At 63.5% G+C, this 23,871-nt stretch carries 22 protein-coding genes and 1 tRNA gene; 9 read left to right on the top strand and 14 right to left on the bottom strand.

Annotation, left to right across the window (positions count from 1 at the left end; genetic code table 11):
- Positions 1-81: 81 nt before the first annotated feature.
- From ACIOTL_RS08785 to ACIOTL_RS08775, 3 genes are read right to left on the bottom strand one after another with little or no spacing between them, the layout of a single operon-like run.
- On the bottom strand, positions 82-1,143 hold the full coding sequence (locus tag ACIOTL_RS08785) for a tRNA (adenine-N1)-methyltransferase (RefSeq protein WP_388022018.1): 1,062 nt from the start codon (positions 1,141-1,143) through the stop codon (positions 82-84).
- A 45-nt stretch (positions 1,144-1,188) separates the two neighbouring features.
- On the bottom strand, positions 1,189-2,313 hold the full coding sequence (locus tag ACIOTL_RS08780) for a site-2 protease family protein (protein ID WP_388022016.1): 1,125 nt from the start codon (positions 2,311-2,313) through the stop codon (positions 1,189-1,191).
- Positions 2,310-3,023, bottom strand: coding sequence for an HAD family hydrolase (locus ACIOTL_RS08775; RefSeq protein ID WP_400342376.1), 714 nt, complete (start codon positions 3,021-3,023; stop codon positions 2,310-2,312). Before ACIOTL_RS08775 ends, ACIOTL_RS08780 begins: the two co-directional genes overlap by 4 nt.
- A gap of 83 nt (positions 3,024-3,106) precedes the next feature.
- On the opposite strand from ACIOTL_RS08775, the gene ACIOTL_RS08770 reads away from it, so the two are divergent.
- Positions 3,107-4,015, top strand: coding sequence for a PAC2 family protein (locus ACIOTL_RS08770; RefSeq protein WP_133833381.1), 909 nt, complete (start codon positions 3,107-3,109; stop codon positions 4,013-4,015).
- Between the two features lie 33 nt (positions 4,016-4,048).
- Here the strand turns inward: ACIOTL_RS08770 and mshC are convergent, their stop codons facing one another.
- From mshC to ACIOTL_RS08755, 3 genes are all read right to left on the bottom strand, one after another.
- On the bottom strand, positions 4,049-5,311 hold the full coding sequence (gene mshC, locus ACIOTL_RS08765; RefSeq protein WP_400342375.1) for a cysteine--1-D-myo-inosityl 2-amino-2-deoxy-alpha-D-glucopyranoside ligase: 1,263 nt from the start codon (positions 5,309-5,311) through the stop codon (positions 4,049-4,051).
- Positions 5,312-5,438: 127 nt separating this feature from the next.
- On the bottom strand, positions 5,439-6,263 hold the full coding sequence (locus ACIOTL_RS08760; RefSeq protein ID WP_105657830.1) for an undecaprenyl-diphosphate phosphatase: 825 nt from the start codon (positions 6,261-6,263) through the stop codon (positions 5,439-5,441).
- Positions 6,264-6,341: 78 nt separating this feature from the next.
- A complete protein-coding gene (locus tag ACIOTL_RS08755; protein ID WP_105657829.1) occupies positions 6,342-6,551 on the bottom strand; it encodes a hypothetical protein in 210 nt (69 codons plus the stop codon).
- Positions 6,552-6,595: 44 nt separating this feature from the next.
- Here ACIOTL_RS08755 and ACIOTL_RS08750 point away from each other — a divergent pair, with 44 nt between their 5' ends.
- A complete protein-coding gene (locus ACIOTL_RS08750; protein WP_105657828.1) occupies positions 6,596-6,829 on the top strand; it encodes a DUF5703 family protein in 234 nt (77 codons plus the stop codon).
- A 65-nt stretch (positions 6,830-6,894) separates the two neighbouring features.
- On the opposite strand, the gene ACIOTL_RS08745 is transcribed toward ACIOTL_RS08750, so the two are convergent.
- The 5 genes from ACIOTL_RS08745 to ACIOTL_RS08725 all read right to left on the bottom strand — a co-directional run bounded on the left by ACIOTL_RS08745 (position 6,895) and on the right by ACIOTL_RS08725 (position 12,548).
- The gene (locus tag ACIOTL_RS08745; protein ID WP_400342374.1) at positions 6,895-8,034 is read right to left on the bottom strand and encodes an acyl-CoA dehydrogenase family protein; all 1,140 of its coding nucleotides are present in this window, start codon (positions 8,032-8,034) and stop codon (positions 6,895-6,897) included.
- 47 nt (positions 8,035-8,081) lie between these two features.
- The gene (locus tag ACIOTL_RS08740) at positions 8,082-9,371 is read right to left on the bottom strand and encodes a M20/M25/M40 family metallo-hydrolase (protein WP_388022010.1); all 1,290 of its coding nucleotides are present in this window, start codon (positions 9,369-9,371) and stop codon (positions 8,082-8,084) included.
- A 111-nt stretch (positions 9,372-9,482) separates the two neighbouring features.
- Positions 9,483-10,442, bottom strand: coding sequence for a TAXI family TRAP transporter solute-binding subunit (locus tag ACIOTL_RS08735; RefSeq protein WP_166650695.1), 960 nt, complete (start codon positions 10,440-10,442; stop codon positions 9,483-9,485).
- A gap of 4 nt (positions 10,443-10,446) precedes the next feature.
- Entirely contained in the window at positions 10,447-11,883 is a 1,437-nt protein-coding gene (locus ACIOTL_RS08730) for a sensor histidine kinase (protein WP_400342372.1), read from the bottom strand.
- Complete coding sequence (locus ACIOTL_RS08725) at positions 11,880-12,548, bottom strand: response regulator transcription factor (protein WP_400342481.1); 669 nt, start codon at positions 12,546-12,548, stop codon at positions 11,880-11,882. Before ACIOTL_RS08725 ends, ACIOTL_RS08730 begins: the two co-directional genes overlap by 4 nt.
- 243 nt (positions 12,549-12,791) lie before the next feature.
- On the opposite strand from ACIOTL_RS08725, the gene ACIOTL_RS08720 reads away from it, so the two are divergent.
- The 5 genes from ACIOTL_RS08720 (at position 12,792) to ACIOTL_RS08700 (ending at position 17,482) form a co-directional block, all read left to right on the top strand.
- Positions 12,792-14,072: an Nramp family divalent metal transporter gene (locus ACIOTL_RS08720; protein WP_400342371.1), complete on the top strand. Its 1,281-nt coding sequence runs from the start codon at positions 12,792-12,794 to the stop codon at positions 14,070-14,072.
- An 82-nt stretch (positions 14,073-14,154) separates the two neighbouring features.
- The gene (locus tag ACIOTL_RS08715) at positions 14,155-14,799 is read left to right on the top strand and encodes an NADPH-dependent F420 reductase (RefSeq protein ID WP_105657865.1); all 645 of its coding nucleotides are present in this window, start codon (positions 14,155-14,157) and stop codon (positions 14,797-14,799) included.
- Between the two features lie 228 nt (positions 14,800-15,027).
- A tRNA-Leu gene (locus ACIOTL_RS08710) sits at positions 15,028-15,111 on the top strand.
- Positions 15,112-15,243: 132 nt separating this feature from the next.
- Complete coding sequence (locus ACIOTL_RS08705) at positions 15,244-16,221, top strand: alpha/beta fold hydrolase (RefSeq protein ID WP_400342370.1); 978 nt, start codon at positions 15,244-15,246, stop codon at positions 16,219-16,221.
- Between the two features lie 67 nt (positions 16,222-16,288).
- A complete protein-coding gene (locus ACIOTL_RS08700; RefSeq protein ID WP_332727068.1) occupies positions 16,289-17,482 on the top strand; it encodes a glycosyltransferase in 1,194 nt (397 codons plus the stop codon).
- A gap of 62 nt (positions 17,483-17,544) precedes the next feature.
- On the opposite strand, the gene ACIOTL_RS08695 is transcribed toward ACIOTL_RS08700, so the two are convergent.
- The 3 genes from ACIOTL_RS08695 to ACIOTL_RS08685 are packed head-to-tail and all read right to left on the bottom strand — an operon-like array spanning position 17,545 to position 21,032.
- Complete coding sequence (locus ACIOTL_RS08695) at positions 17,545-18,399, bottom strand: MaoC family dehydratase (protein WP_400342369.1); 855 nt, start codon at positions 18,397-18,399, stop codon at positions 17,545-17,547.
- The gene (locus ACIOTL_RS08690; protein ID WP_388021998.1) at positions 18,400-19,737 is read right to left on the bottom strand and encodes a 3-oxoacyl-ACP reductase; all 1,338 of its coding nucleotides are present in this window, start codon (positions 19,735-19,737) and stop codon (positions 18,400-18,402) included. It lies immediately after the preceding gene.
- Positions 19,737-21,032 carry an acetyl-CoA C-acetyltransferase gene (locus ACIOTL_RS08685; RefSeq protein ID WP_400342368.1) on the bottom strand — a complete coding sequence of 432 codons (1,296 nt, stop codon included), beginning with the start codon at positions 21,030-21,032 and terminating at the stop codon, positions 19,737-19,739. Before ACIOTL_RS08685 ends, ACIOTL_RS08690 begins: the two co-directional genes overlap by 1 nt.
- Before the next feature lie 75 nt (positions 21,033-21,107).
- Here ACIOTL_RS08685 and ACIOTL_RS08680 point away from each other — a divergent pair, with 75 nt between their 5' ends.
- Positions 21,108-21,767 carry a TetR/AcrR family transcriptional regulator gene (locus ACIOTL_RS08680; RefSeq protein WP_400342367.1) on the top strand — a complete coding sequence of 220 codons (660 nt, stop codon included), beginning with the start codon at positions 21,108-21,110 and terminating at the stop codon, positions 21,765-21,767.
- A gap of 52 nt (positions 21,768-21,819) precedes the next feature.
- Positions 21,820-23,835, top strand: coding sequence for an acyl-CoA dehydrogenase (locus ACIOTL_RS08675; RefSeq protein WP_400342366.1), 2,016 nt, complete (start codon positions 21,820-21,822; stop codon positions 23,833-23,835).
- Positions 23,836-23,871: the final 36 nt, after the last annotated feature.

Here is a 23,871-nt window from a genome sequence, read left to right as displayed (position 1 = left end):
GGAACTGAAGGCCCCGAGTGCAGAACACTCGGGGCCCAATGTCACATAATGAGACGCAATATCTCAATATATGGTTGCAGCTCAGGCTTCGCCGCCAGCGCCTTCGGCGTCTTCTTCAGCGGCACGCACGCGCACGGACTGGTTGGCATCGCGGGCGGCCCGGCGCAGCTTCTTATCCGACAAGCCGCGCTCGCCCAGTGCTTCAGCGGTCCACTCGCCGTCGGCGTGATCGCGCGTCCATGCGCTCAGGTCCTCATCGGAGTACGAGTGCTCCTTGATGCGCTTGGCCTTCGGGATGCCATCGGCGGAATCGGCCAGACGGCGGCAGGTGATCAGGAATGCGGTGTGCGCCACCATCCGGTGATCCGGGCGGACGGCCAGGCCGTCGACGTGCCAGCCGCGCACCAGGGTTTCGAAGCACTCTGGCTCGGTGAACTGGCCCGAAGCACGGATGGCCTCGACCACGCGGGACATCTGGGTCACCGAGGACACGTAGTTGGTCCACACGCCGCCTGGCGCCAGCACGGTAGCTACCGCATCCAGGCACTCCCAGGGGCTGAGCATGTCCAGGACCACGCGGTCGATGCTGCCCGGTTCTTCCAGCTCGACGACCCTGTCCTGGAAGTCGCCGATGGAGATCTGCCACGACGGGTGCTCGCCACCGAAGACGGTGGAGATGTTGCCGCGGGCGATATCGGCGAATTCCTCGCGTCGCTCGAAGGAGTGCAGGAAGCCCTCATCGCCGACCGCGCGCAGCAGCGAGATGGACAGCGCGCCGGAACCGACGCCGGCTTCGACGACGCGTGCGCCCGGGAAGATGTCGCCGAACTGCACGATCTGCGCGGCATCCTTCGGGTAGACCACGGTGGCGCCGCGCGGCATGGAGAGCACGAAATCCTTGGCCAGCGGGCGCAGGGCCTGGTAGCGGAAGCCGTCGATATTCTCGATGACCGAGCCTTCGGGCAGGCCGATGATGGCCTCGTGCGGCAGCACGCCCTTGTGCGTGTGGAACTCTCCACCGTGCTGCAGGGTGATGGTGTTGATCCGGCGTTTCTCGTCGGTCAGCTGCACGCGGTCGCCGACACGGAAGGGGCCGCGACGGGCTGCCGCGCCGTGCGGCGCCTGGCTCTTAGCTTCGCTCACTGATGTGATCCTTTTCTTGGTGCTTTTCAGTCTGTATAGAGTTTACTAGCGGCGTCCGGTGACGGCGTTGACGATCTGCCGCTGGTGCAGCAGGCCCACCACCTGCCCGGTGGCGCTGATCACCGCGTATTCGGCGCTGTCCACGCTGGCCAGGTAGTCGATCAATGCGCGGCCATCGGAATCCTCGGCCACGATCGCGCCCTGGCCCAGGGCACGGGACACGGCCAGGGCCGGAACCTGGGCCGCCTGGTTCGGGTCCACCCGGGACAGCGCCTGCGCATCGATGACCCCGACCGGCATCCCCTTCGGGTCGACCAGGATGATCTCTCCCCCGCGCGCGTTCTGGCGGGAGAGCACGTCGGCAACGGTTGCGTGCGAAACCATGGCCGAAGCCGGGCGCATCAAGTCGGTGGCGATCACGGTGGGCAGGTTCAGCATCATCTTGGAGTGCGCAATCAGCTGCGTGGTGGCTTGCCACATGAACATCGCCACCATGATGCCGACCACCACCGTGATGATCTGGGGCTGCTCGCCGCGTACCAGAGGATAGATCACGAAGTAGAAGACCAGGCCCACGGCGATCGCCCGGCCCACCCAGCTCGAGGCGATGGTGCCCTTGAACTGGGATCCGGTGGCCTTCCAGACGATCGATTCGACCAGGCGCCCGCCATCGAGCGGAAGCCCGGGCAGCGCGTTGAAGGCGCCGAGCAGCAGGTTGGCATAGACGAAGAAGTCCAGCAGCAGGTTCGGGTACACGCCCATGGGCGCGTTCTCGATCACCAGCCAGCCGATTCCGGCCAGCAGGAAGTTCGACAGCGGTCCGGAGAGTGCCACCCAGAGCGAGGCGCCGGGCTTGGCCTTGAAGGAACCGAACTGGGTGTGCCCGCCCATCAGCGTCAACACGATGTGCGCATCTGGCCACTTGAAGGCGCGCGCGGTCATCGCGTGCGCGACCTCATGGATCAGCACGGCCACGGCAATAGCCACCGCGCAGGCCAGGCCCATCAGGTAGGCGTTCAGCGGCGGAATGATTCCGCCGCGCGAAAGCTGGATGCCAACGCTGAAGGTGATGACCGCGGTGATGATGAACCACGAGCTGGAGAGGTAGACCGGGACGCCGCCGATACGCCCCAGCTTGATTCCAGGGGACTTTTCCTGAGTGTCGCTCACGCGCTAACCTGCACCAACCATCGAGTCATTTCATGTACATCCACGGATGCCAAGCTGTCGATCCGGCGCCAATTGCCTTCGCCCGGGTCGGTGGCGTTGGGGACCAGCACCGCATGCAGCCCGGCCGCGGACGCCGAGGCGATGCCCGGCACGGAATCCTCGAAACCAATGCATCTGGCTGCTTCCAGTTCTTTCCCGGTGCACTGGCCCAGCAGCTGCAGTCCAGCCAGATAAGGTTCCGGGTGCGGCTTGCCGTTGGCGACCTCTTCACCGGTAACGCTGGCCTGGAAGATGCCTTCGGGGATGCTGAGCATCAGTTCATCGACGATGCTGCGCTCGGACATGGTCACCAGGGCCTGCGGGATGCCTGCCTGCTTGCACGCCGCGAGCAATTCGCGGGCTCCTGGCCGCCAGGGGGTCTCGCGGCGAATGCCGGCAACCACCCGGGCAGAGAGCCAGTCGATGATCTCGCGGATCTCCAGCTTGACCCCGGCCTGCTGCAGGGCCCGGGCGCCATCTGGCAAGGCGTTGCCGACCAGGGCCAGGCCTTGTTCATGGCTCCATGAGCCGCCATGGGAAGCCACCAGCTCAGCTTCGGCAGCCAGCCAATAGGGTTCGGTGTCGATCAGCGTACCGTCCATATCCCACAGGACAGCTTGCGGGGTTGCGGGCTCGGTTCCGGCGGCAAAGTCAAAACTGGTGCTTGGCATGAGTCCATTCTAGATGGAAGAGTGGGGCTAAGCCGCTTCGGCGAGCCACGCCGAGAGCATCGAGTGCTGCCAAGGAGTCTTCAATGAACGAGGAATACCACGCCCCGACGCTGAATAGCTATATCGCCAAGACCCAGCATGAGATTCGCCCCACCATCGTCTTGGCTGCCTTCGAGGGGTGGAACGACGCCGGTTCGGCGGCCACGGACGCCGTCCGCCTGCTGCTCGAGTCCAACGCCCATGAGCATGTGGCCACCGTGGGCGAGGACGATTTCTACGACTACCAGTTCACCCGGCCCAAGACCCGGCGCACCGGGAGCGGGCGCGTAGTGGACTGGCCGTGCACCGAGATCTTCAAGATCCATTTGCCCCAGGCGGCCGCCGACCTGCTGGTGGTGCTGGGTGTCGAGCCGACGTTCAAATGGCAGACCTTCTGCTCGCGGATCATCAAGGTGGCCCAATCCCACAATGCCCATACCGTGCTCACCCTGGGCGCCTTGCTGGCCGATGTGCCGCATACCCGGCCGGTGCCGACCTCGCTGGCCAGCGACGATCCGCGGTTCCAGGAGCACCTGAGGATCAGCGCCTCCACCTATGAGGGGCCCACCGGAATCCCCTCGGTGCTCGGCGTGGAGTTCGAACGGTACGGGATCCCGAGCCTGTCGCTGTGGGCGCAGCTCTCCCACTATGTTGCGCAGTCCCCCAGCCCGCGGGTGCAACTGGCCATCATCGAGCTGCTGGAGGAAGTCATCCCGGTCTCCGTGCCGGACCAGAAACTGCGCGAGGATGCGCTGGCCTGGAAGCATGGGGTCGATGAGCTCGCGGCAGCGGATCCGGATGTGGCCAAGTACGTTGAACAGCTGGAGCAGGCAACGGACACCAGCGAGCTTCCCGAGGCCAGCGGCGAGTCCATTGCCCGGGAATTCGAACGCTATCTGCGCCGCCGGGGAAAGTACCGCAAAGACAGCCCGGGGTCCGACTTCGATATCTGAAGCCGGACCCCGGGATGCTTGGCGCGGTGCTGCCTAGAGCTTGAGCCCCAGCAGCGCGTCGATGCCGTGGCGCAACGCTTCGGCGCCGTCGCCATTCGAGCCGGCCGGCTGTGCAGCCCACCGGTCGAGTGCCTCCAGCGCGGAGGGCGCATCGATGTCATCTGCCATGTGCTTGCGGATGCTTTCCACTACCTTGGCTGCGTCCTCGGTGCTGGTGGTGGCCAAGGCCTGGCGCCAGGCAGCCACCCGCTGCTGGGCTGCGGCCAGCAATTGCTCGGTCCAGAACCAGTCGCTGCGGTAGTGCTGGGAGAGCAGTACGGCGCGGATCGCTACCGGCTCGACGCCAGCTTCGCGCAGTTTGGAAACCAGCACCAGGTTGCCTAGGGACTTGCTCATCTTTTCGCCGTCCAGGCCCACCATGCCGGTGTGCACGTAGGTCTGCGCGAGTTCCGCGTTATCGCCAGCAGCTGCGTGGGCCGCGGAGAATTCGTGGTGCGGGAAGATCAGGTCCGAGCCGCCACCTTGGACGGTGAAGGGGGCCGGCAGGGTCTTGCGGGCAATCACCGAGCATTCGATGTGCCAGCCCGGGCGGCCGGAACCGAGCTTGCCGCCATCCCATGACGGTTCGCCCTCGCGGGCGGCACGCCACAGCAGCGGGTCCAGCGCATCGCGCTTGCCGGCACGATCCGGATCCCCGCCGCGTTCGGCGAAGAAGCCGAGCATGGTCTGGCGGTCGTAGTTCGAAACGGCACCCAGTTTCCAGGCATCGTTCTGGGCGGCCAGGGTGTCGAAGTACACGTCGCCTTCCACCCCATCGGCACCAGCTGGCACACGGTAGGCCAGATCCGCATCGAGCAGCTGCTCGACCACCGGGACCAGCCAGTGGATGGATTCCACCGCGCCGATGTAGTTCTGCGGCGGAATGACGTTCAGGGCTTCCATGTCGTCGCGGAAGAGCTGGATCTGCGACTCGGCCAGTTCGCGCCAATCGACGTTGGTTGCTGCGGCGCGTTCGAGCAGCGGGTCGTCCACGTCGGTGATGTTCTGGGTGTAGGCCACGGTTCGACCGGCATCGCGCCAGGTACGCTGCACCAGGTCGAAGGTGACGTATGTGGCGGCGTGGCCCATATGGGTGGCGTCATAGGGGGTGATACCGCAAACGTACATGCTGGCCGGCGCAATAGCTTCATCCGCTGGCGCAGTGGCCTGTAGGGCTCCGGTGGCGGTATTGAAAAGTTCCAGTGTTGGTGCTGAACCAGCCACCTGAGGTACCTCAGGGTTATTCCACGCGTGCACTTATGGACATCCTTTCGCAGATGCGACGTATTTCTTCCTTTAACTCCAAGTGAAGCAAGGCGAGGTTTATTCCCGTTAACTGCAAGATGCCCGTGAAGCAGTCCACGGACATCTTGGAAAACCTGGATCAGGCGGCCATCCAGCCCAATCCCAGAGCGACGAACAGCGCCAGGCCCAGCAGGATGCGGTACCAGACGAAGAAGCGGTAGGAGTGGGTGGAAACGAACTTCAGGAACCAGCCCACAATCAGGAAGCCGACGACGAAGGCCACGACGGTAGCGACACCGGTCTGCGCCAGGGTATAGACACCTGGTTCGTCGAAGGACTTGACCAGCTTGTACAGGCCCGAGGCGAACACCGCCGGGATCGCCAGCAGGAACGAGTAGCGGGCTGCGGCTTCACGGGTGTACCCCATGAGCAAACCCGCGGTGATGGTGCCGCCCGAACGCGAGACGCCCGGAATCAAGGCCATGGCCTGGGCGAAACCGTAGAAGATGCCGTGCTTGACGGTCAGCTTGTCCAAGGTGCGCTGCTGCTTGCCGTAGTGGTCGGCGATGGCCAGGATCAGGCCGAAGACCACCAGTGTGGTCGCAACAATCCACAGCGAACGGAAGTTCGTATCGATGTAGTCTTCCAGCAGCAGGCCCAGGATCGCGATCGGCAGGGAGCCGATAATGATCAGCCAGCCCATCTTGGCATCCGGATCCGAATGCGGGATCTTGCCGGCCAGTGCCTTGCACCAGGCGCCGATGATCCGCACGATGTCACGCCAGAAGAAGACGATCACTGCGGTTTCGGTACCCAGCTGGGTAATGGCGGTAAATGCCGCTCCGGGGTCTTGGGCGTTGGGCAGGAGTTCGCCAACGATACGCAAGTGGGCTGAGGACGAGATCGGGAGGAACTCGGTCAGGCCCTGGATCAATCCTAGGAAAGCTGCTTCAAACCAATTCACCCCTCGACATTACTTCACCGATTGCGACTATCTGGACTCAGAAACACGGAATAGGAAAAATTCACTCCGTGGTCGTACTCACGCATCATCCGAGGGTATGGTGAAGGGCAATAACTCGGAATACTGATCGTAGAGGGCGTCTTCATAGTCTTCGAAGGCATCGGCCAGCGCGCCAAAAGCCGCGTCGACGGATGCCTCGCCAGCACCGCGGCTCTGCGACACAATTGCCAGGTGCTGCTCCAGGCGTGCAATAAATGCTTGCAGTGCAAAACTCGGTTCAGTACTCATAGCATGAGGCTACAACGCACGGCGTTCTTTAGATAGGGGGCAGGATGCTCGAAGAAAGAATTAAGCCACCGCTGCATCATCCCGATGACCAGCGCTTTGAATACCTGGTCATAACTTCTTTCCCGGGCGAACCAAAGCATGTCGCCCGCGCCGCCCTGCGGGAGCACGCCGATAACGGCAAATGGGAGCTCATGCGCACCTGCCGCTATGAAGGCGGCGCCCAAAAGTACTGGCTGCGCCGCCGGGTGATGCGCATTCGCAGCACCCTGGCTCCCTGAACCGGCAACAGGGCACATGGCACCATGCCCGCCATTGGCCCTCACGGCAATCGCGGGTCCTTGCCTCAGCTGTCGAGCGGGCCTACCAGCCACGAGGCCACCGTATTGGCTGCCGAGGCGGCATTGGACGGGTGGTACCAGCTGGCCTGCACGTCGCGGTAGAGCCGTTCGAACTCCGATCCCCGGAAATATCCGCCACCGCCCAGCAGCTGTCCGGCAACCTGGATGTTCTCCCGTGCAGTGCCCCCGGCCAGGGTGCGCAGCGTCACCAGCTTGGGGAACCACGCGCCCTGGTGATCCGCCTTGGCCTCCAGGTCACCGGCCACCGAGCGTTGCAGGGCATCCAGGGCCAGCAGGCGCATCGCCGCTTCGGCCAAGAGCCCGCGGGCACGCACATCCTGCGCATACCGGGTCCCGTCCTGGTGCACCCGCTGGCCCAGGGCCTCCTGAGCCAGGGTCACCGCACGATCTGCGATGCCCACGTAGACGCTTGCGGTCAGGGTCAGGAAGGATGCGAAGATGCCGAAGACCAGCGGGTCCTGGTTAGGACCGGCCGGCAGCCGGCTATGCACCCATTCGCGCGGGGCCACCGCATTTTCCAGCTTCGTGGTGTGCGACTGGCTGGCCCGCATGCCCAGGGTGTTCCAGTCGTTCATGGAATGCACGCCCTCGCCCCTGGCGACGAAGCCGTGAACCAGTTCCCCGGATTCCTCATCCTTGCCGAACACCCCCAATCGGGTGAACGCCGGCGCCAGCGAGGTGAAGATCTTCACGCCATTGAACTCCACCGAGCCATCGGCAGCAGTTCTCGCCCTGGTCTTCGAGTCGAAGAGCACCGCGTCGTTGCCGGGCTCCGAAATCCCGAACGCCATCACTTCGCCCTCGGCAATCCAATCGGCCACCATATCCAGGCGCCGGTCCCCGCGGGCCTGCAGCAAATACGCGACGCCCGCCCATACCTGGTGCATGTTGATCGCCAGGGCCGTGCCGGGTGCCGCGGTGGCCAGGCGGCGCTGGGCCAGGGCCAAGGTCTGGAAGTTCCACCCCAGTCCCCCGCGCTCTGCCGGCACCAGCGCCTTGAGGTAGCCCAGTTCCACCAGTTCGTTGAAGTCTTCGATGGCGAACGAGTTCGACTCGTCATAGCCGGCGGCCCGGTCCCGGAAACGCTCAAGCAGCTCGTCGCTCAGTATGGATTCGATGGTCAAGGATTCTGCTCCTGGATTCTGTTGTGCTGGCTGGGCCAACGCTGGTTCTAGTATTCCTGCAAGAGGTTTTGCAGCACCCGCACGCCGAACTTGATCGAGTCCACCGGCACGCGTTCATCGACGCCATGGAACATTCCGGTGAAATCCAGCTCGGCAGGAAGTTGCAGCGGCGCGAATCCGTAGCCGGTGATCCCCAGTTTGGCCAGCCATTTGTTATCGGTTCCGCCAGAGAGCATATAGGGCAGAACCACGGCATCCGGGTCTTCAGCCAGCAACGACGCGATCATGGAATCCACCAGCGCACCGGCGAAGGGCACCTCCAGGGATTCCTGCTCATGCACCATGGACAGCTCGACGTGTTCCCCGGCCAGTTCACGCAGGGTCTGCAAGGTGGCTTCGTGCTGCTCGGGCAGGGTGCGGCAGTCGATCAGCGCTTGGGCCTGCCCGGGAATGACGTTGTGCTTGTAGCCTGCCTCCAGGGCGGAGGGATTCGCGGTGTTCTGCAAGGTAGCCCCGACGAAGCGCGAGACATTGCCCATGGCCGAGAGCAGCGGGGCCGGATCGGCTTCATCGAAGTCCAGTCCGGACAGCTCGGCCACCTGCTCAAGCAATGCGCGGGTGGTTTTGGTGTAGGACAGCGGCCATTGATGCTCACCGATGCGATGGACGGCTCCTGCCAGATGGGTGACCGCATTATCGGTGTTGAGCTGCGAGCCATGGCCGGCCATGCCCTTGGATTCCAGCTTCAGCCAGGCGATGCCCTTTTCCGCAGTCTGCAGCATGTAGGCCCGGCGGCCGTTGATTTCGACCGAGAACCCGCCGACTTCGCTAATGGCCTCGGCCGCCCCGGCGAAGAGTTCGGGATGGTTCTGCACCATCCAGCCGGAGCCATAGTCCCCGCCAGCTTCCTCATCGGCGAAGAAGGCGATGACCAGATCGCGCCGCGGGGTGATGTTCTCGCGTTGCAGGTGCCGGATGGCGGCGATAATCATCGCGTCCATGTTCTTCATGTCCACCGCTCCGCGTCCCCAGATCATCCCATCGATGATCCGGGCCCCGAAAGGATCCACGCTCCAGTCTTCGGCGATGGCCGGCACGACATCCAGGTGGCCGTGCACGACCAGGGCCGGCAATGACGGATCGGCCCCCGGGATGCGGGTGACCACGTTGGCCCGCCCGGGAGCGGATTCATAGATCTTGGTATCCAGGCCGACGTCCTCGAGCAGCCCAGCGACATAGCGGGCGGCTTCAAGCTCCCCCGCGCCCTTGTTGCCTCCATAGTTCGTCGTGTCGATCTGAATCAGTTTCCTGCAGATCTCTACGGCTTCATTTTCCATGAGTGGAATGTCGCCAGCAGTGGACATCGCCAATGATCCTCTCGTAGCAGTGCTTTGCAATACACACTAGTGGGCAAAGCCCTCACCGTCGTGTGCGCACGTGCGCAATTTCTAGCCGTGAAGTTCCTGGTAGGCCTTCCTCGCGCCCGGGTGCAGGGGCTGGCCTCCGGTGCTGACCAAGGTTTCGGGGGTCAAGAACTGGATGCCGGCACTGGATTCTGGCACCAGCTGATCGGCATGGGCGACCAGGAGCTTGACGACGGCTCCGGCCAGCTCCTCGGGCATGTCCGCGCGCGCCATCAACAGGTTGCCAACCCCGATCGTCTCCACGGACTTGATTCCGCGGTAGGTTCCCTCCGGGATGACTACCCCGTCGTAGAGATCCGGGTACTGCTCGCGCAGCTGCGGCAGCACCGCTGAAACATCGAGCAGGCCCAAGTCCATGGCTGAAGCGAGCCGGCTCAGCGAAGCAACCGGCAGGCCGCCGAAAAGGAACAACGCGTCAATGCTTCCCTTGCCCAGCGCCTCCAGCCCTGCCACGTACCCGTACTGCAGCTCCTTGGGCGCGATCCCGCTATTCTTCAGCTTCGCTGCCCGCAATATGCGCTGGCCGGTCACCCACGTACCTGACCCTGGCGCGCCGGTGCCGATGGTGCGTCCTGCCAGATCCTGCAGCGAGCTAATCCCGGCTGCTGTGCGGATGATGCAATGGAAATAGTTCTGGTAGACGCGGCCCAGGGCCAGCGGCTGCGCGTGTGGAGCACTGTCCTTCCGGTACTGGTCCACCGTATCGGCTAGGGCAAGAGCCAGCCCGGCCTTGTTTTCTGCGAGCATCGCCAGATTCTGGGCGCTGGCCTGGGTGTTGAGGGCTGTGGAATGCTCGGCGACGCCGTGGTCCACCAAGGCGTTGGAGAGCAACGAGGCAAATTGGAAGTACATGCCCCCGTCTTCACCGGAGGCGATATCCAATCGATGCGCAGCGGGCAACGAGCTGCAGGAACTCAGTACTGGCAGTCCGGCGGCGACTGGGGCTGCCAGGAGATATCGAAGCAAGTTCCGCCGCGACGGCATGGGCTCAGGATTCATCGGGCACCTCGGGCTTGCCGCCATGCAGGGGCAGGCTGATCGTTGCTTTGAGCCCTTCGCCCGGAGCCGATTCAAGCGTGAGCTCACCGGCATTCGCGCGCGCCAAGCGATCCACGATAGCCAGTCCCAAACCTGTTCCCGGACTGTGCCGCACACGTTCTGCACGCCAGAACCGCTCGCCTGCATTCGCGAGTTCAGCAGTGTTCATTCCGGCTCCGTGATCCTGTATTTGGATGCTGGCAGTTCCCGGATCGAGCCGCAGGCCCAGGACGATCTTGCTGCCAGGGGCGTACTTGAAGGCGTTTTCCAGTAGTTCTGCGAGCATCTGCTGCAAATCGAATCCGTTGCACCACACCATGGCGGTCGGCCCCGAGGTGGCACTGCCATCGAGCACCAGCTGGTTTCCCCGTTGCCGGGCAACCTCGGATTGGCGTTCGACTTCCTCGGCGAGCATTTGCCCGACGTCGACTTGTTGGCCGTGCACGGCTGTCTCGGGCAAGGACTCCCCCGCATTTTGCTCGGCTAGCCGATGCTCGGCGCTGGCCAAGCGCATGACGCCGTCCAGCAAGGTTTCCACCCGATGCAGTTCGTTTTCCACCGCGTGCACTCCGACGGGATCCGCTTGGTCGCCCATGCGCATCTTCAAAAGATCCACGCGCAACCGCAAGGCGGCAACGGGGTTCCGGAGCTGATGGGAAGTTTCAGCAATGAACTCCTGCTGCTGCTTCAGGCTCTCGGCCATAGTTCGGGCCATGCTGCCCAGCGACCGCGATAGCCGGCGCAGTTCCGGTGGGCCTTGCTCTTCGAGGAGAACCGGTGCCTGATGCCGCGCAATGTCATTGACGGCATCATTGAGCTGGTGCACCGGACGGAGCACCCAGAAGGTCAGGCGGTCGGCCAAGAGCAGGAGTCCAGCGCCAATGGAAATGACGACAAGCCACAGCAGGCTGGACTTTTCCAGCACCTTGGCGCGTGCAGTTTCCAAGTTCACTTGCATCGTGACAGAGCCGAGCACTTGAGCAGAATTGCCGAACGGCTGCGAGAGCAAGGCGGTGGCATCCGAGAGAGGATCGATCGGCGGGATCTGGACCAGTCCCAGATTCAGCTCTGAATTGCGCACGGTGCCAGCGACCTCGGGATCCGCAGGATCGATACTGCCCGAGACCAGTTGCCGCTGGCCCAGATTGATCAGCAGCCCTTCGCCATAGAGGTCGCTATAGGTGTCCATCTCCAGCTGGAGCAGCGACATGTCATTTGCCAGATCAGCATGGGCGGCAAGCTGGACAAAGCGGTTCAAAGCCGACAACCGGTTCAACTGGACTTCAGCGGTGGCATCACGGCTGACGCTCTGCAACAGCATCGCGCTGACGATGGCGACGATTGCAAGCAGCAGCGTGCCCAGGATCCCCAGTACGCGCAGCCTCACGGGCTTGGCGTCTCTAGCCGGTAGCCGACTCCGCGAACGTTCACGATCATCCCGGGCGCAGCAAGCTTGGAGCGCAAACCGGTGAGGTGCACATCCAAGGAGCGCGACACCGCCACGAACGCGTCGCCCCACAAGCGATCAAGAATCTGCTCCCGGGATACCACCGCTCCGTCATGCTGGGCCAGCAATGCCAGCAGCTCGAATTCCTTGGCGGTCAGCTGGAGGTGCCGTCCATTCAGAATTGCTTCGTGCTTCCCGGTGTCCACACGCAATCCGCCGGCGATGAGCACACCGCCGTTGTCATTGGATTGGACCTTGGCGCGGCGGGCCACCGCATCGATGCGGGCCAGAAGGACCGCCAGCCCGATGGGCTTGACCAGGAAATCGTCGGCGCCCTGGCGCAGTCCCCGGACAACGCTCCGCTCGTCATTGCGCGCCGAGAGGATGACCACGGGGACTTCACTGATTTGGCGCAGTTTGCGCAGGACTTCCAGTCCATCCATATCCGGCAGGCCCAGATCCAGCAGGATCATCTGTGCATTGTGGTGCTTCAACAGCGCGTCAGCACCGCGGCTGACATGCTCGGCCTGATGTCCTGCGGCGCTCACGGCATCGATCAGGGCGCGGGCGACGGCGTGGTCGTCTTCGACGATCAACAGCTGCACGGCATCATCCTCGACGTTCAGATCCGGGCTCGGTGCCCATGGGTAACTGATCAATTCTAGCAATTCGGAACACGCCGTGTTCTCCACGTCACTGCATTCCTAAGAAAGTGTTAGTACTTGACTGAGAGTTTGCCAGTAAGAAAGATCACTACCAAGATTGAATACGATCTCACACCCCCGTGGTCCGCGTCACTGCCGATGCGACTCCGCGGCGGCATCGCACTGTGGCAAAAGGAAAATCAAATGAGCGGAAACATCCAGGCGCAACGCGCCGACCTAGACGGTGGCGGCCCACCGCGCTGGAAAGTCATTGGCCCGGGACTGGTCGTTGCGGCTACCGGCGTTGGCGCAGCCGACATGGTTGCCACACTAGTAGCAGGCAGCCAGTACGGCTATGCGCTGCTCTGGGCAGTGATTGTCGGCGTAATCCTGAAGATTGTTCTGGTTGAAGGCGCCGGCCGCTACACCCTGGCAACTGGCAAAACCATTTTCGAGGGTTGGAAGACCCTGGGCAAGTGGACCACCTGGTACTTCGGTCCCTACATCATCATCTGGGGCTTCGTTTACGGCGCTACGGCGATGAGTTCCGCTGCATTGCCGCTGGCCGCCTTGATGCCGGCAGTGGATCTGAAGATCTGGGCAGTGCTCATGGGCCTGCTGGGCTTCGCGATGGTCTGGTTCGGAAAGTACAGCTTCTTCGAGAAGATCACCGCTGTACTGGTAGGCATCATGTTCGTGACCGTAGTGGGCTTGGCTTTCATCGCTGTGCCAAATATTCCGGAAATGCTCAAGGGCCTAATCCCGATGATCCCGGAAGGCGGCGTGGTCTACACCCTGGCGTTGGCTGGCGGCGTCGGCGGTACCATCACCTTGGCCGCTTACGGCTACTGGCTGCGCGAGAAAGGCTGGTACACCCCTAAGTGGATGCGGGTCATGCGCATCGACAACTCCATGGCTTACGTCATGACCGGCATCTTCGTGTTGGCCATGCTGATCGTTGGCGCGGAAGTTGTTCGCGCCGCCGGCGTGACCATCTCCGGTGGCGACAAGGGCCTGCTGGAACTGGGCGACGTGCTGAAAGCCGAATACGGCGATGTCGTAGGCAACGGCTTCCTCATTGGCTTCTGGGCCGCGTCCTTCTCGTCGATCATCGGCGTATGGAATGGCGTTTCGCTGATGTTCGCCGACTTCTGGGGCCATATGCGCAAGAAGCCGGCAAACCACCCGGATACGCTGACCGGTGGCAAGTACTTCAAGTTCTATGTGCTGTGGCTGACCTTCCCGCCAATGGTGCTCTTCTTGCTGGACAAGCCAATTGCCCTGATTCTGGCCTATGGCGTCCTCGGTGCGCTGTTCATGCCATTCCTGGCGGTCACCCTCCTGGGCCTGCTCAATGGCAAGCGCATCCCCAAGGAATGGGCCAACCGCTGGCACACCAACACCGCGTTGGCGATTACCGCAGTACTGTTCATCATCTTGGGTGTACAGCAGCTGTACAAGTCCCTGGCTCCGCTCTGGAGCTGATGGCCTTTCACTAGGTCCAGAAGCCATGGTGGCATGCAATGAATTGCATGCCACCATGGCTTTCGCGTTTAGGCTGGAGATTATGAGCATCAAGCGGATTGGAATCCTCGGAGCGGGACGAGCCGGTACAGCCCTCGCCCGCGCAGCAGCATCGGCCAGAATCGACGTACGCATCGCAGGTTCCAGGCCGCCACGGATGATGAAGTACCACCTGGCACAGTACGCATCGCATGCCACCGCCGTATTGGCCGAAGACATTGCCGAGGATGCCGATTTGGTGGTGCTCATGGTGCCCCAAGAGGAACTCGACGACATTGATGTCCCATCCCTGGCTGGCATCTTGCTGGTGGATGCGACCAATCGCTGGGAAGACGAGCCGCTTCCCGACTGGCTGGAAACATCACTTGACGCTGGCTTGTCCAGCTCCGAAGGCATTGCAACCCATTTCAAGAGCTCTCGCGTGGTCAAAGCCCTCAATCACATCAGCCATTGGGACATGGACGCGGATCGGGCAACCAAGCAATCCGCGCAACGCGCCTTGGGCGTCGCCTCGGATAACAAGCAGGATGCCCAGACGGTTTCGGAACTTACCGTCGCCCTGGGTTTCTCTCCGGTCCTCCTGCCCAACTTGGCCGCGGGCCGCGGCTTGGAACCTGGTGGCGCGATCTTCAACGAAGTTCTCGATGCGGCAACGCTGTCCGCCAGGCTCGGCCCATCTTCGCAGTAGAACCGCTAAACCCGCGTTTCACTAGGCAGATCGCATCATATTCCTGTGACACTCGACACTGATTTTCTGATTTTTTACCTTAAACCTCTACTCAATCCCGGTTTTCCCGCGGAATTCCGGGGTTTTCACCCTCCAGTTGCGGGGAGTTTCCCGATTGGAAATCCCCTGCTGGGGGTGGTAAAGTTTTACTTCGTTGCCAGCGATAACAACGCGAACAACAGACAACCTGCGCGGGTGGCGGAATAGGTAGACGCGCTAGCTTGAGGTGCTAGTCCTCGCAAGAGGGTAGGGGTTCAAGTCCCCTTTCGCGCACAGGTAGAATCCCCGGTTGACTTCGGTCAACCGGGGATTTCTTTATTTAATCCGAACGGATCCCCGCCCTCGATTGAGGATGCGGCGCATGCCTCCGCCGCGCTTGCACGTGCGCTGTCGTAAAGTGCTTATATGACTGATTCTTCCCCGGGCAACATCCCCGCCCAGCAGGGGCTCATGCCAACTGATGATGGCCACCAGCTGTACTGGGAAGAGTTCGGCAGTCCCGAGGGAATCCCGGCACTGCACCTGCACGGTGGACCAGGAGGAACACTCGGCGCGAGCGGCTACCGGAACCGCTGGGATCTGTCCCGTACTCGCCTCATTGGTTTTGAACAGCGCGGTTGCGGACGTTCTCTCCCCTCGGCAGCCGCTGCGGATACGGACATGGGAGAATTCACTACCCAGCGGCTGATAGACGATATCGAAACGCTGCGTGTCGGGCTGGGTATCGAGAAATGGATTATCAATGGCGTGTCCTGGGGCTCGACCTTGGCTCTCGCCTACGCACAGGCCCATCCCGAACGCGTCGTCGGCATGGTGCTTTTCGCCGTCACGACAACGAGCCGTGAAGAAGTCCAATGGATCACCGAAACTGTTGGAGCGCTCTTCCCGGAAGCATGGGACCGCTTCTCGCGATTCGCCAGCAGCCACATTCCGGCCTACGCGGCGGGTGAACTGCGACTGGTCGAGGCCTACGCGCAACTGCTCGGCTCCACCGATCTGGAACTTCGCGATGCGGCGTCCCGCGAATGGGCGCTATGGGAGGATACCCACATTTCCCTCGGATCGGAGCAGGTAATCCGCGATCCGCGCTGGCATGACCGCCGCTTCCGGCATTCGATGGCACGGCTGACCACTCATTTCTGGGCCCATGATGGTTTCTGCCAGCCGCCGATCATCGAGAATATGGCTGGGATCCGGCACCTGCCGGCCGTTTTGATCCACGGACGAGCCGATGTTTCCGGACCGTCAATGACGGCATGGAAACTTCACCAGCTCTGGCCAGCTTCCTCACTGGTTATCTGCGAGACCGATGGCCACGGCGGAGCGGAGATGGTCGATCACTGGACATCGGCGAACGCGAACATGCTGGACCTGGCTTCTTGATAGCATCAGAGGCGGAGTTTTGAACGAAAAATTCCGTCACTAGCACAGCACTACTGGAGTACTGAACATGCGCATAGCCATGCTTTCCCTGCATACCTCACCGATGCAGCAGCCGGGCTCCGGCGATGCAGGTGGCATGAACGTGTACATCCAGAACCTTTCCTATGCGCTGGGCGCCCTGGGCCACGAAGTCCACATGCTCACGCGCACCGCCAACGAATCCGAGTCGCTCCAGGTCAGCGAGGGCGTGTGGATGCATCAGGTGCAGATCGCTGCCCATCGGAACCTTGCCAAGGAACAGCTCCCGGCGATCATCGACGAGGCCGCGGAGGAAATCGCAACGCACTTGCACGGAGTGAAGTTCGATGTCGTCCACGGGCACTATTGGCTCTCCGGAATGGTGGGGCTGCAACTGGCGCAGCGCTGGTCCGCTCCCTTGCTGGTCTCGATGCACACCTCGGCCGCGGCCAAGGAACACGAATCAGGTCTCCCCGAGCCGGGGAAGCGAAAGGAAGCGGAGAAGCAGCTGCTCGCCGCCTGCGCGCGCATCATCGCGAACACGCCCGTCGAGGCGAAACAGCTGCAGCGCTTCTACGCCGTGGACTCGAACAAGCTCGACATCGTCCTGCCGGGCGTCAACCACCGCATCTTCCACCCGGATCAGGACAAGCTGCGCCGGCCTCTGGGCGACGATGACTTGCACCTGGTCTACGCCGGGCGCATGCAACCGCTGAAGGGAGCCCATCTTCTGCTCGAAGCCATGGGCATCGCGCGTCGCGAGGATCCAGCCCTGCGCATTACCGCATCGCTGTTCGGCGCGCTGTCCGGGGCAACGGACTACGACCTGCCAGCGCAAGCCCAACGCCACGGCTTGGAGGACGTCGTCCGGTTCTTCGATCCGCTCTCCCCCGAGAAGCTGGCGCTCGTCTTCGCCAATGCCGACGTCGTTGCGGTACCGTCGCTCTCCGAGACTTTCGGGTTGGTAGCCGCCGAAGCGCAGGCCTGCGGCACGCCGGTGTTGGCCAATGCGGTGGGAGGGTTGGCCTACGCCGTCAATGACGGCGAATCCGGTTGGCTCATGACCGAGCCTGATGCCCAGCTTTGGGCCGCTAAGCTGCTTGAACTGGCCCGGGATCCTGAACAGATTACCGCTGCCGGACATGGGGCGCTGGAACATTCGGCCCTCTTCACCTGGGAACGCGCGGCCGTGGCCACCCTGGCCAGCTACCGTGTCGCCCAGTCCGAGCGCCAAGTACGTTGAATGCAATAGTGCCTTGGCCTTCATTGGAAATCCATTGAAGGCCAAGGCACTAGCGGTGGAGCCTAGCTGCGCACCAGATCCAGCTCGAAGTGGGGCTTGGACTTGCGTGCATTCCACGCGTGGACCTTGTACCCATCGGCTTGCGGCTGGAAGGCCAGGTCAACCGATGCCGGAAGCACTACCGGGGTCTTGAACTCGATGCTCCAGTGGTACGTTCCGTTGGCTGGTTCGATCCCCGCCAATGCCCGGGCTGCCAGGTAGATGCCGTGGGCAATAGCCGCTGGCATGCCCAACGCCTTGGCGCTGAGCGCGGACAGGTGAATCGGGTTGTAGTCGCCGGCTACTGCGGCCCAACGACGTCCCGTTCCCTGATCCAGTTTCCAGCTCGCGGTACGCTGCGGTGCAGCAAAGGCCGGATGCGCGCTCTTCTCCGGTGTGCGGCCCTCGAGCCGCACGCCCTTGGCCAAGAACGTGCTGCGCAGCAGCACCCGGTCCTGCCCGTCCACCACGAGGCGCATCACCAAGTCGGAGGTGGCCCCATGGGGATGGGCCGAAAGGTTCTCGCTGTGCACCTCGATATCGAATGCTTCGTGCTCCCCCAGCGGCTGGTCCAGGTCGACCTGGTTGGACAGGTGGATCATGCCCAGCAGCGGCATGGGAAAATCATCTTGCACCATCAAGGACATAGCCAGCGGGAAAGCCAGCGAGTGCAGGTAGAGGCTGGGCAGCACGCCGTTCATCGGCGCGCCTACGGCCTGGCGGAACTCGGCGAGTTTCACCGGATCGGCCTTGGCGCCCTGGAAGACCAGGACGGTTTCGGGCAGCACCGGATTCTTCGGCTTCCGCTTCAGGGTCTTCACGGCCTTGGCATAGACCGAGGCCATCGAGGGAATCCCGGTGACGAACTGCGCACCCATCTAGGCACCTACCAGCGATTGGCCGCAGACCCGCAGCACCTGGCCGTTCAACCCGGCTGCGGCATCCGACCCGAGGAAGCTAATCGCCTCGGCAACGTCTACCGGCAGACCGCCTTGCATCAGCGAAGGCAGAACCATGCGGGCAACGGTGCGGGTACCCAGCGGGATCTTCGCGGTCATCTCGGTCTCGATGAACCCGGGAGCCACAGCGGCGATGGAGCCGCCATTTTCTGCAAACAGCTTGGCGCTGGCGTGCACCATGCCGATCACCCCGCCCTTGGAAGCTGCATAGTTGGTCTGGCCGCGGTTCCCGGCAATGCCGGAGGTGGAAGCCAGCGAAACGATGCGCAAACCGGGCAGCTTGGCTGCCAGGAAGGCTTCATTCATGCGCAGCTGCGAAGCGATGTTCACGGCAATCACCGAGTCCCAGCGGCCGGCATCCATATTGGCCAGCAGCTTGTCCCGGGTGATGCCGGCATTGTGGATCACCAGATCCAGCGAGCCATGGCGGCCGATCGCATGGTCCATGATCTGCTGGGCGGCATCCTGGGCGGTGACATCCAGCTGCAAGGCGGTGGCGCCGATGGAGTTGGCGACCTTGGCTAGCGATTCGCCGGCAGCAGGCATATCCACCACAACCACCTGCGCGCCGTCGCGGGACAGCGTCTTGGCGATGGCCGCGCCGATGCCGCGAGCGGCACCGGTCACCACCGCGACCTTGCCGGCCAGCGGCTTGGCGAAGTCGGCAGGCAGCACGCCATCATTGGTGCGCACAGAAAGGAACTGGCCGTCCACGTAGGCGCTGCGCCCGGAGAAGAAGAAGCGCAGCGCGGCCAGCGCACTAGGGCTGGCAACGCTGGTGCCTTCGGCAAGCACGATGCCATTGGCGGTGGCCCCCGCTCGCATTTCGCGGCCCATTGAGCGCACGATGCCGTCGATCCCCTGGCGCACGGCGGAAAGCTCCGGCGCATCGTCATCGCTGGCGGGACGGGAGAAGGCCACCACGCGGCCACCTGGCAGCAGCTTGCGCAACGCCTGGCCGGCCGCCAGCATCAGCGGCGACAGCTCGGTGGGGTGCTCGAGTTCATCGAGCAGCAGCACCAGCCCGCCGAGCTTGGCATCGCCGGCGTCGTGCCGGCGCACATCCAGCCCCCAGGCGACCAGGGTGTCGCTCAGGTCCTGGGCGTTGGACGAGGCACCGAGCACCAGCACCGGGCCGGGCAGCAGTGGCGCATCGGGGCTGTAGCGGCGCAAGCGCGGAGGACGCGGCAAGCCCAGCAGGGTGGCCAGCTTCTTGGTGATCCCGGAATTAACCAGTTCCATGTACTTGTCCGCCATTAGCTGCGAGCCTCCAGAATTGCGACGACGCCCTGGCCACCTGCGGCGCAGACCGAAATCAGCGCGCGGCCCGAGCCCTTTTCATGCAGCATTTTCGCGGTGCTGGCGATGATGCGCCCGCCGGTGGCGGCGAAGGGGTGCCCTGCGGCCAGCGAGGAGCCGTTCACGTTCAGCTTCGACCGGTCGATGGCGCCCAGCGGGGCATCCAGCCCCAGCTTCTCGCGGCAGAATTCCTCGTCCTCCCACGCCTTGAGCGTCGAGAGCACGGTGCCTGCGAAGGCCTCGTGGATCTCGTAGAAATCGAAGTCCTGCAAGGTGAGGTTGTTGCGCTCCAGCATCCGGGCGGTGGCGTAGGCCGGAGCCATCAGCAGGCCCTCGGCACCGTGCACGAAGTCCACTGCTGCCGCTTCGAAGTCCACGAAATTGGCCAGCATTGGCAGGTCGTTGGCTTGCGCGTACTCTTCGCTGCCCAGCAGCACGGCCGAGGCGCCGTCGGTCAGCGGGGTGGAGTTTCCGGCGGTCATGGTCGCCGCATCGCCCAGGTTCTTGCCGAAAGCGGGCTTGAGCTTGCCCAGCTTTTCCATGGTGGAGTCGGCGCGCAGGTTGTTGTCCTTGGACAGGCCGTTGAACGGGGTGACCAGGTCGTTGAAGAAGCCGCGGTCGTAGGCGGCGCCCAGGTTCTGGTGGCTGGCCAGGGCCAGTTCATCCTGGGCCTCGCGGGTGATGCCCCACTTCTTGGTGGTGATTGCCTGGTGGTCGCCCATGGACAGGCCGGTGCGCGGTTCGCCGGTGCCGGGGGCTGCGGGGGCCAGATGGCCTGGGCGCAGCTTGGCCAGCGCGGCGAGCTTGGCCTTGGTGCTGCGGGCGCGGGAAAGCTCCATCAGGATGCCGCGCAGCGCATCCGAGACGGCGATCGGCGCGTCGGAGGTGGTGTCCACGCCGCCGCCGATGGCGGAATCGAGCTGTCCCAGCTTGATCTTGTTGGCCAGCGAGCCGATGGCTTCCATGCCGGTGGCGCAAGCCATCTGCACGTCATAGGCAGGGGTGGCGTGATCCAGCGAGGAGCCGAGCACCGATTCGCGGATCAGGTTGAAGTTCTTGGAATGCTTGAGCACCGCGCCGCCGGCGACGGCGCCGATGCGCTGTCCCTGCAGGCCGAAGCGGGCGACCAGGCCATCGAGTGCTGCAGTGAACATGTCCTGGTTGGACGCATTGACGTAGGCGGTATTGGAACGGGCGAAGGGAATGCGGTTGCCACCGATGATCACGGCATTGCGCACAGAGGGCTGGCTCATGTTCGTTGAACTCCTACAAATATTCTGGTGTGACAAGTATTACTGTAACCAAGAGTACATGATACTGTGAGTTACGTGAACAAGATCACTGGGGAAATCGACCGCGAGACCGACGGCCGGGCAGCTCGCTGGCAAGCGCATCGCACCGCGCGCCACGAAGAACTGCTCAAGCTGGCGCGCAAAGCCGTGCACAAGCTCGGCCCGCAGGTCTCCATGGAAGACATCGCCAATCACGCGAAAACTTCCAAACCGGTGTACTACCGGTACTTCGGCGACAAGGAGGGCCTGCGCCAGGCACTGAGCGCCATGGTGATCAACGACTTCCGCGAACGCGTCATCGCCGCAGGCCTGGCCAAGGAAGACGAAATCAGCGCCCTGCACGCCATGGTTTCCTCCTACCTGGAGCTGGCAGCCAACAGCCCGAACCTGTACTTCTTCGTGACATCGGCCCCGCGCTGCGCCGACGATGAATCCGCTGGCGCCCTGAGCACCTTCTTCGAAGAGGCATCCAGCTTGATGAGCGAACGCCTGCTCAAGCTCTATGACCAGCGCGCCACTTCCGCGACCCTGGAGTTGTGGCCGCGCGCGGCGCTGGGCATGGTCCGCGCGGCCGGCGAACAGTGGCTGCGCCAACCGGATTCCGCCAACAAGCCGGCATTGCCGTCGCTGGCCGAAGAACTGACCAATTGGCTGGCCTATGGCATCGCCTCCACCCGGACCCCGAAAACCTGCTGAAGCACCCAGGTGCAACCCCAAACCGAGACACCACCGAAATGAAAGGTACGTCATGAGCGTGAACCGCATCAACGTCAACGCCCTGTCCGAACAGCTCTTCGGCCCTTATGCCGAAATCCGCAAGGCCTCTCGCGCCCGCGCCGCGGACCCGCAGCTGCAGCGCGACCCGCTGCTGGGCATGGATGAGCACCGCGAACGCGTTCTGGGCCAGCTGGGCATCCTGGTGCAGCAGGAAGCCGTCCAGCGCGCCTTCCCCACCGAATTCGGCGGCAAGAACGACCACGGCGGATCCATCGCCGCCTTCGAGGAACTGGTCGCCGCGGACCCGTCGCTGCAGATCAAGGCCGGCGTGCAGTGGGGCCTGTTTGCCGGGGCGATCCTGCACCTGGGCACCGAAGAGCACCACAAGGCATGGCTGCCCGGCGCGATGAACTTGGACACCCCCGGCGCCTTCGCCATGACCGAAATCGGCCACGGCTCCGACGTGGCCGCGGTGGGCACCACCGCCACCTACGACGAGGCCACCGATGAATTCGTCATCCACACCCCCTTCAAGGCGGCCTGGAAGGAATTCCTGGGCAACGCGGCCCTGCACGGCAAGGCCGCCACCGTCTTCGCGCAGCTGGTCACCAAGGGCGTGAACCACGGCGTGCACTGCTTCTACGTGCCGATCCGCGATGAGCAGGGCAACTTTCTGGAGGGCATCGGCGGAGAGGACGACGGGCTCAAGGGCGGGCTGAACGGCATCGACAACGGCCGGCTGCACTTCACCAATGTGCGCGTGGCGCGCACCAACCTGCTCAACCGCTACGGCAACGTGGATGAATCCGGCACCTACTCCTCGCCGATCGCCTCCCCGGGCCGCCGCTTCTTCACCATGCTCGGCACCCTGGTCCAGGGCCGCGTCTCGCTGGACGGCGCCGCCACCAACGCCTCGAAGATCGCCCTGCAGATCGCGGTGACCTACGGCAATCAGCGCCGCCAGTTCAACTCCGTCTCGGACACCGAGGAAACCACCTTGCTGGACTACCAGCGCCACCAGCGCCGGCTACTCACCCGGCTGGCCCGCACCTATGCGTCCTCCTTCGCCCACGACGGGCTGCTGGAGAAGTTCGACGCGGTGTTCTCCGGGCGCGAGGACAGCGACACGGACCGCCAGGATCTGGAAACCCTCGCCGCGGCGCTCAAGCCGCTGAGCACCTGGGACGCGCTGGACACCCTGCAGGAATGCCGCGAAGCCTGCGGCGGAGCCGGGTTCATCGCCAAGAACCGCTTCACCCAGCTCTATGCAGACCTCGATGTCTACGTGACCTTCGAGGGAGACAACAATGTGCTGCTGCAGCTGGTGGGCAAGCGCCTGCTCACCGACTATGCCGCCGAATTCCGCAAGCTCGATACCGGGGCCATGGCCCTGTACGTGGCCAAGCAGGTGGGCACCACTGCCCTGCACCGCTCGGGCCTGCGCAGCGTCGGCCAGGCGTTCGCGGATATCTCCGACGAGCGCAAGAGCGCCAACTTCTTCAAGGACCCGGAGAACCAGCGTGCCCTGCTCACCGACCGCATCAACGCCAAGGTGGCCGAAGTTGCCGGCGCCCTGCGTGCTGCCGGCAAGGACAAGGCCAAGGGCGCCGCGGCATTCAACGAGAACCAGGACCTGCTGATCTCCGCGGCACGCGACCACGGCCAGCTCTTGCGCTGGGAAGCGTTCACCGCCGCGTTGGAGCAGACCGGCGATGCTGCCACCAAGGAGGTGCTGACCTGGCTGCGCGATGTCTTCGCCCTGAGCCTGGTCGAAGACGACCTGGGCTGGTACCTGTCCCACGGCTTGCTCTCCATGCAGCGTGCCCGCACCCTGCCCGGCTACCTCAACCGCCTGCTCGCCCGCCTGCGCCCGCACGCACAGGACCTGGTCGAGGCCTTCGCCTACACCCAGGACCACCTGCGCGCGGACATCTCCTCGGGCGGCGAAGCCGAGCGCCAGGACGAGGCCATGGAGTACTTCCGCAAGCTGCGCGCCAGCGATGACGCGCCGGTCAGCGAAAAGTCGCTGCAGAAAGCCAAGGGCTAACCCGTAGCCACGCCGATGCCCGTATCCCAAAGCATT

This window comes from Glutamicibacter sp. NPDC087673, assembly GCF_044743255.1.
GTDB lineage: Bacteria > Actinomycetota > Actinomycetes > Actinomycetales > Micrococcaceae > Glutamicibacter.
Note: the sequence above shows the minus strand (reverse complement) of the source record. Positions and strands in the feature narration are given on the sequence as shown.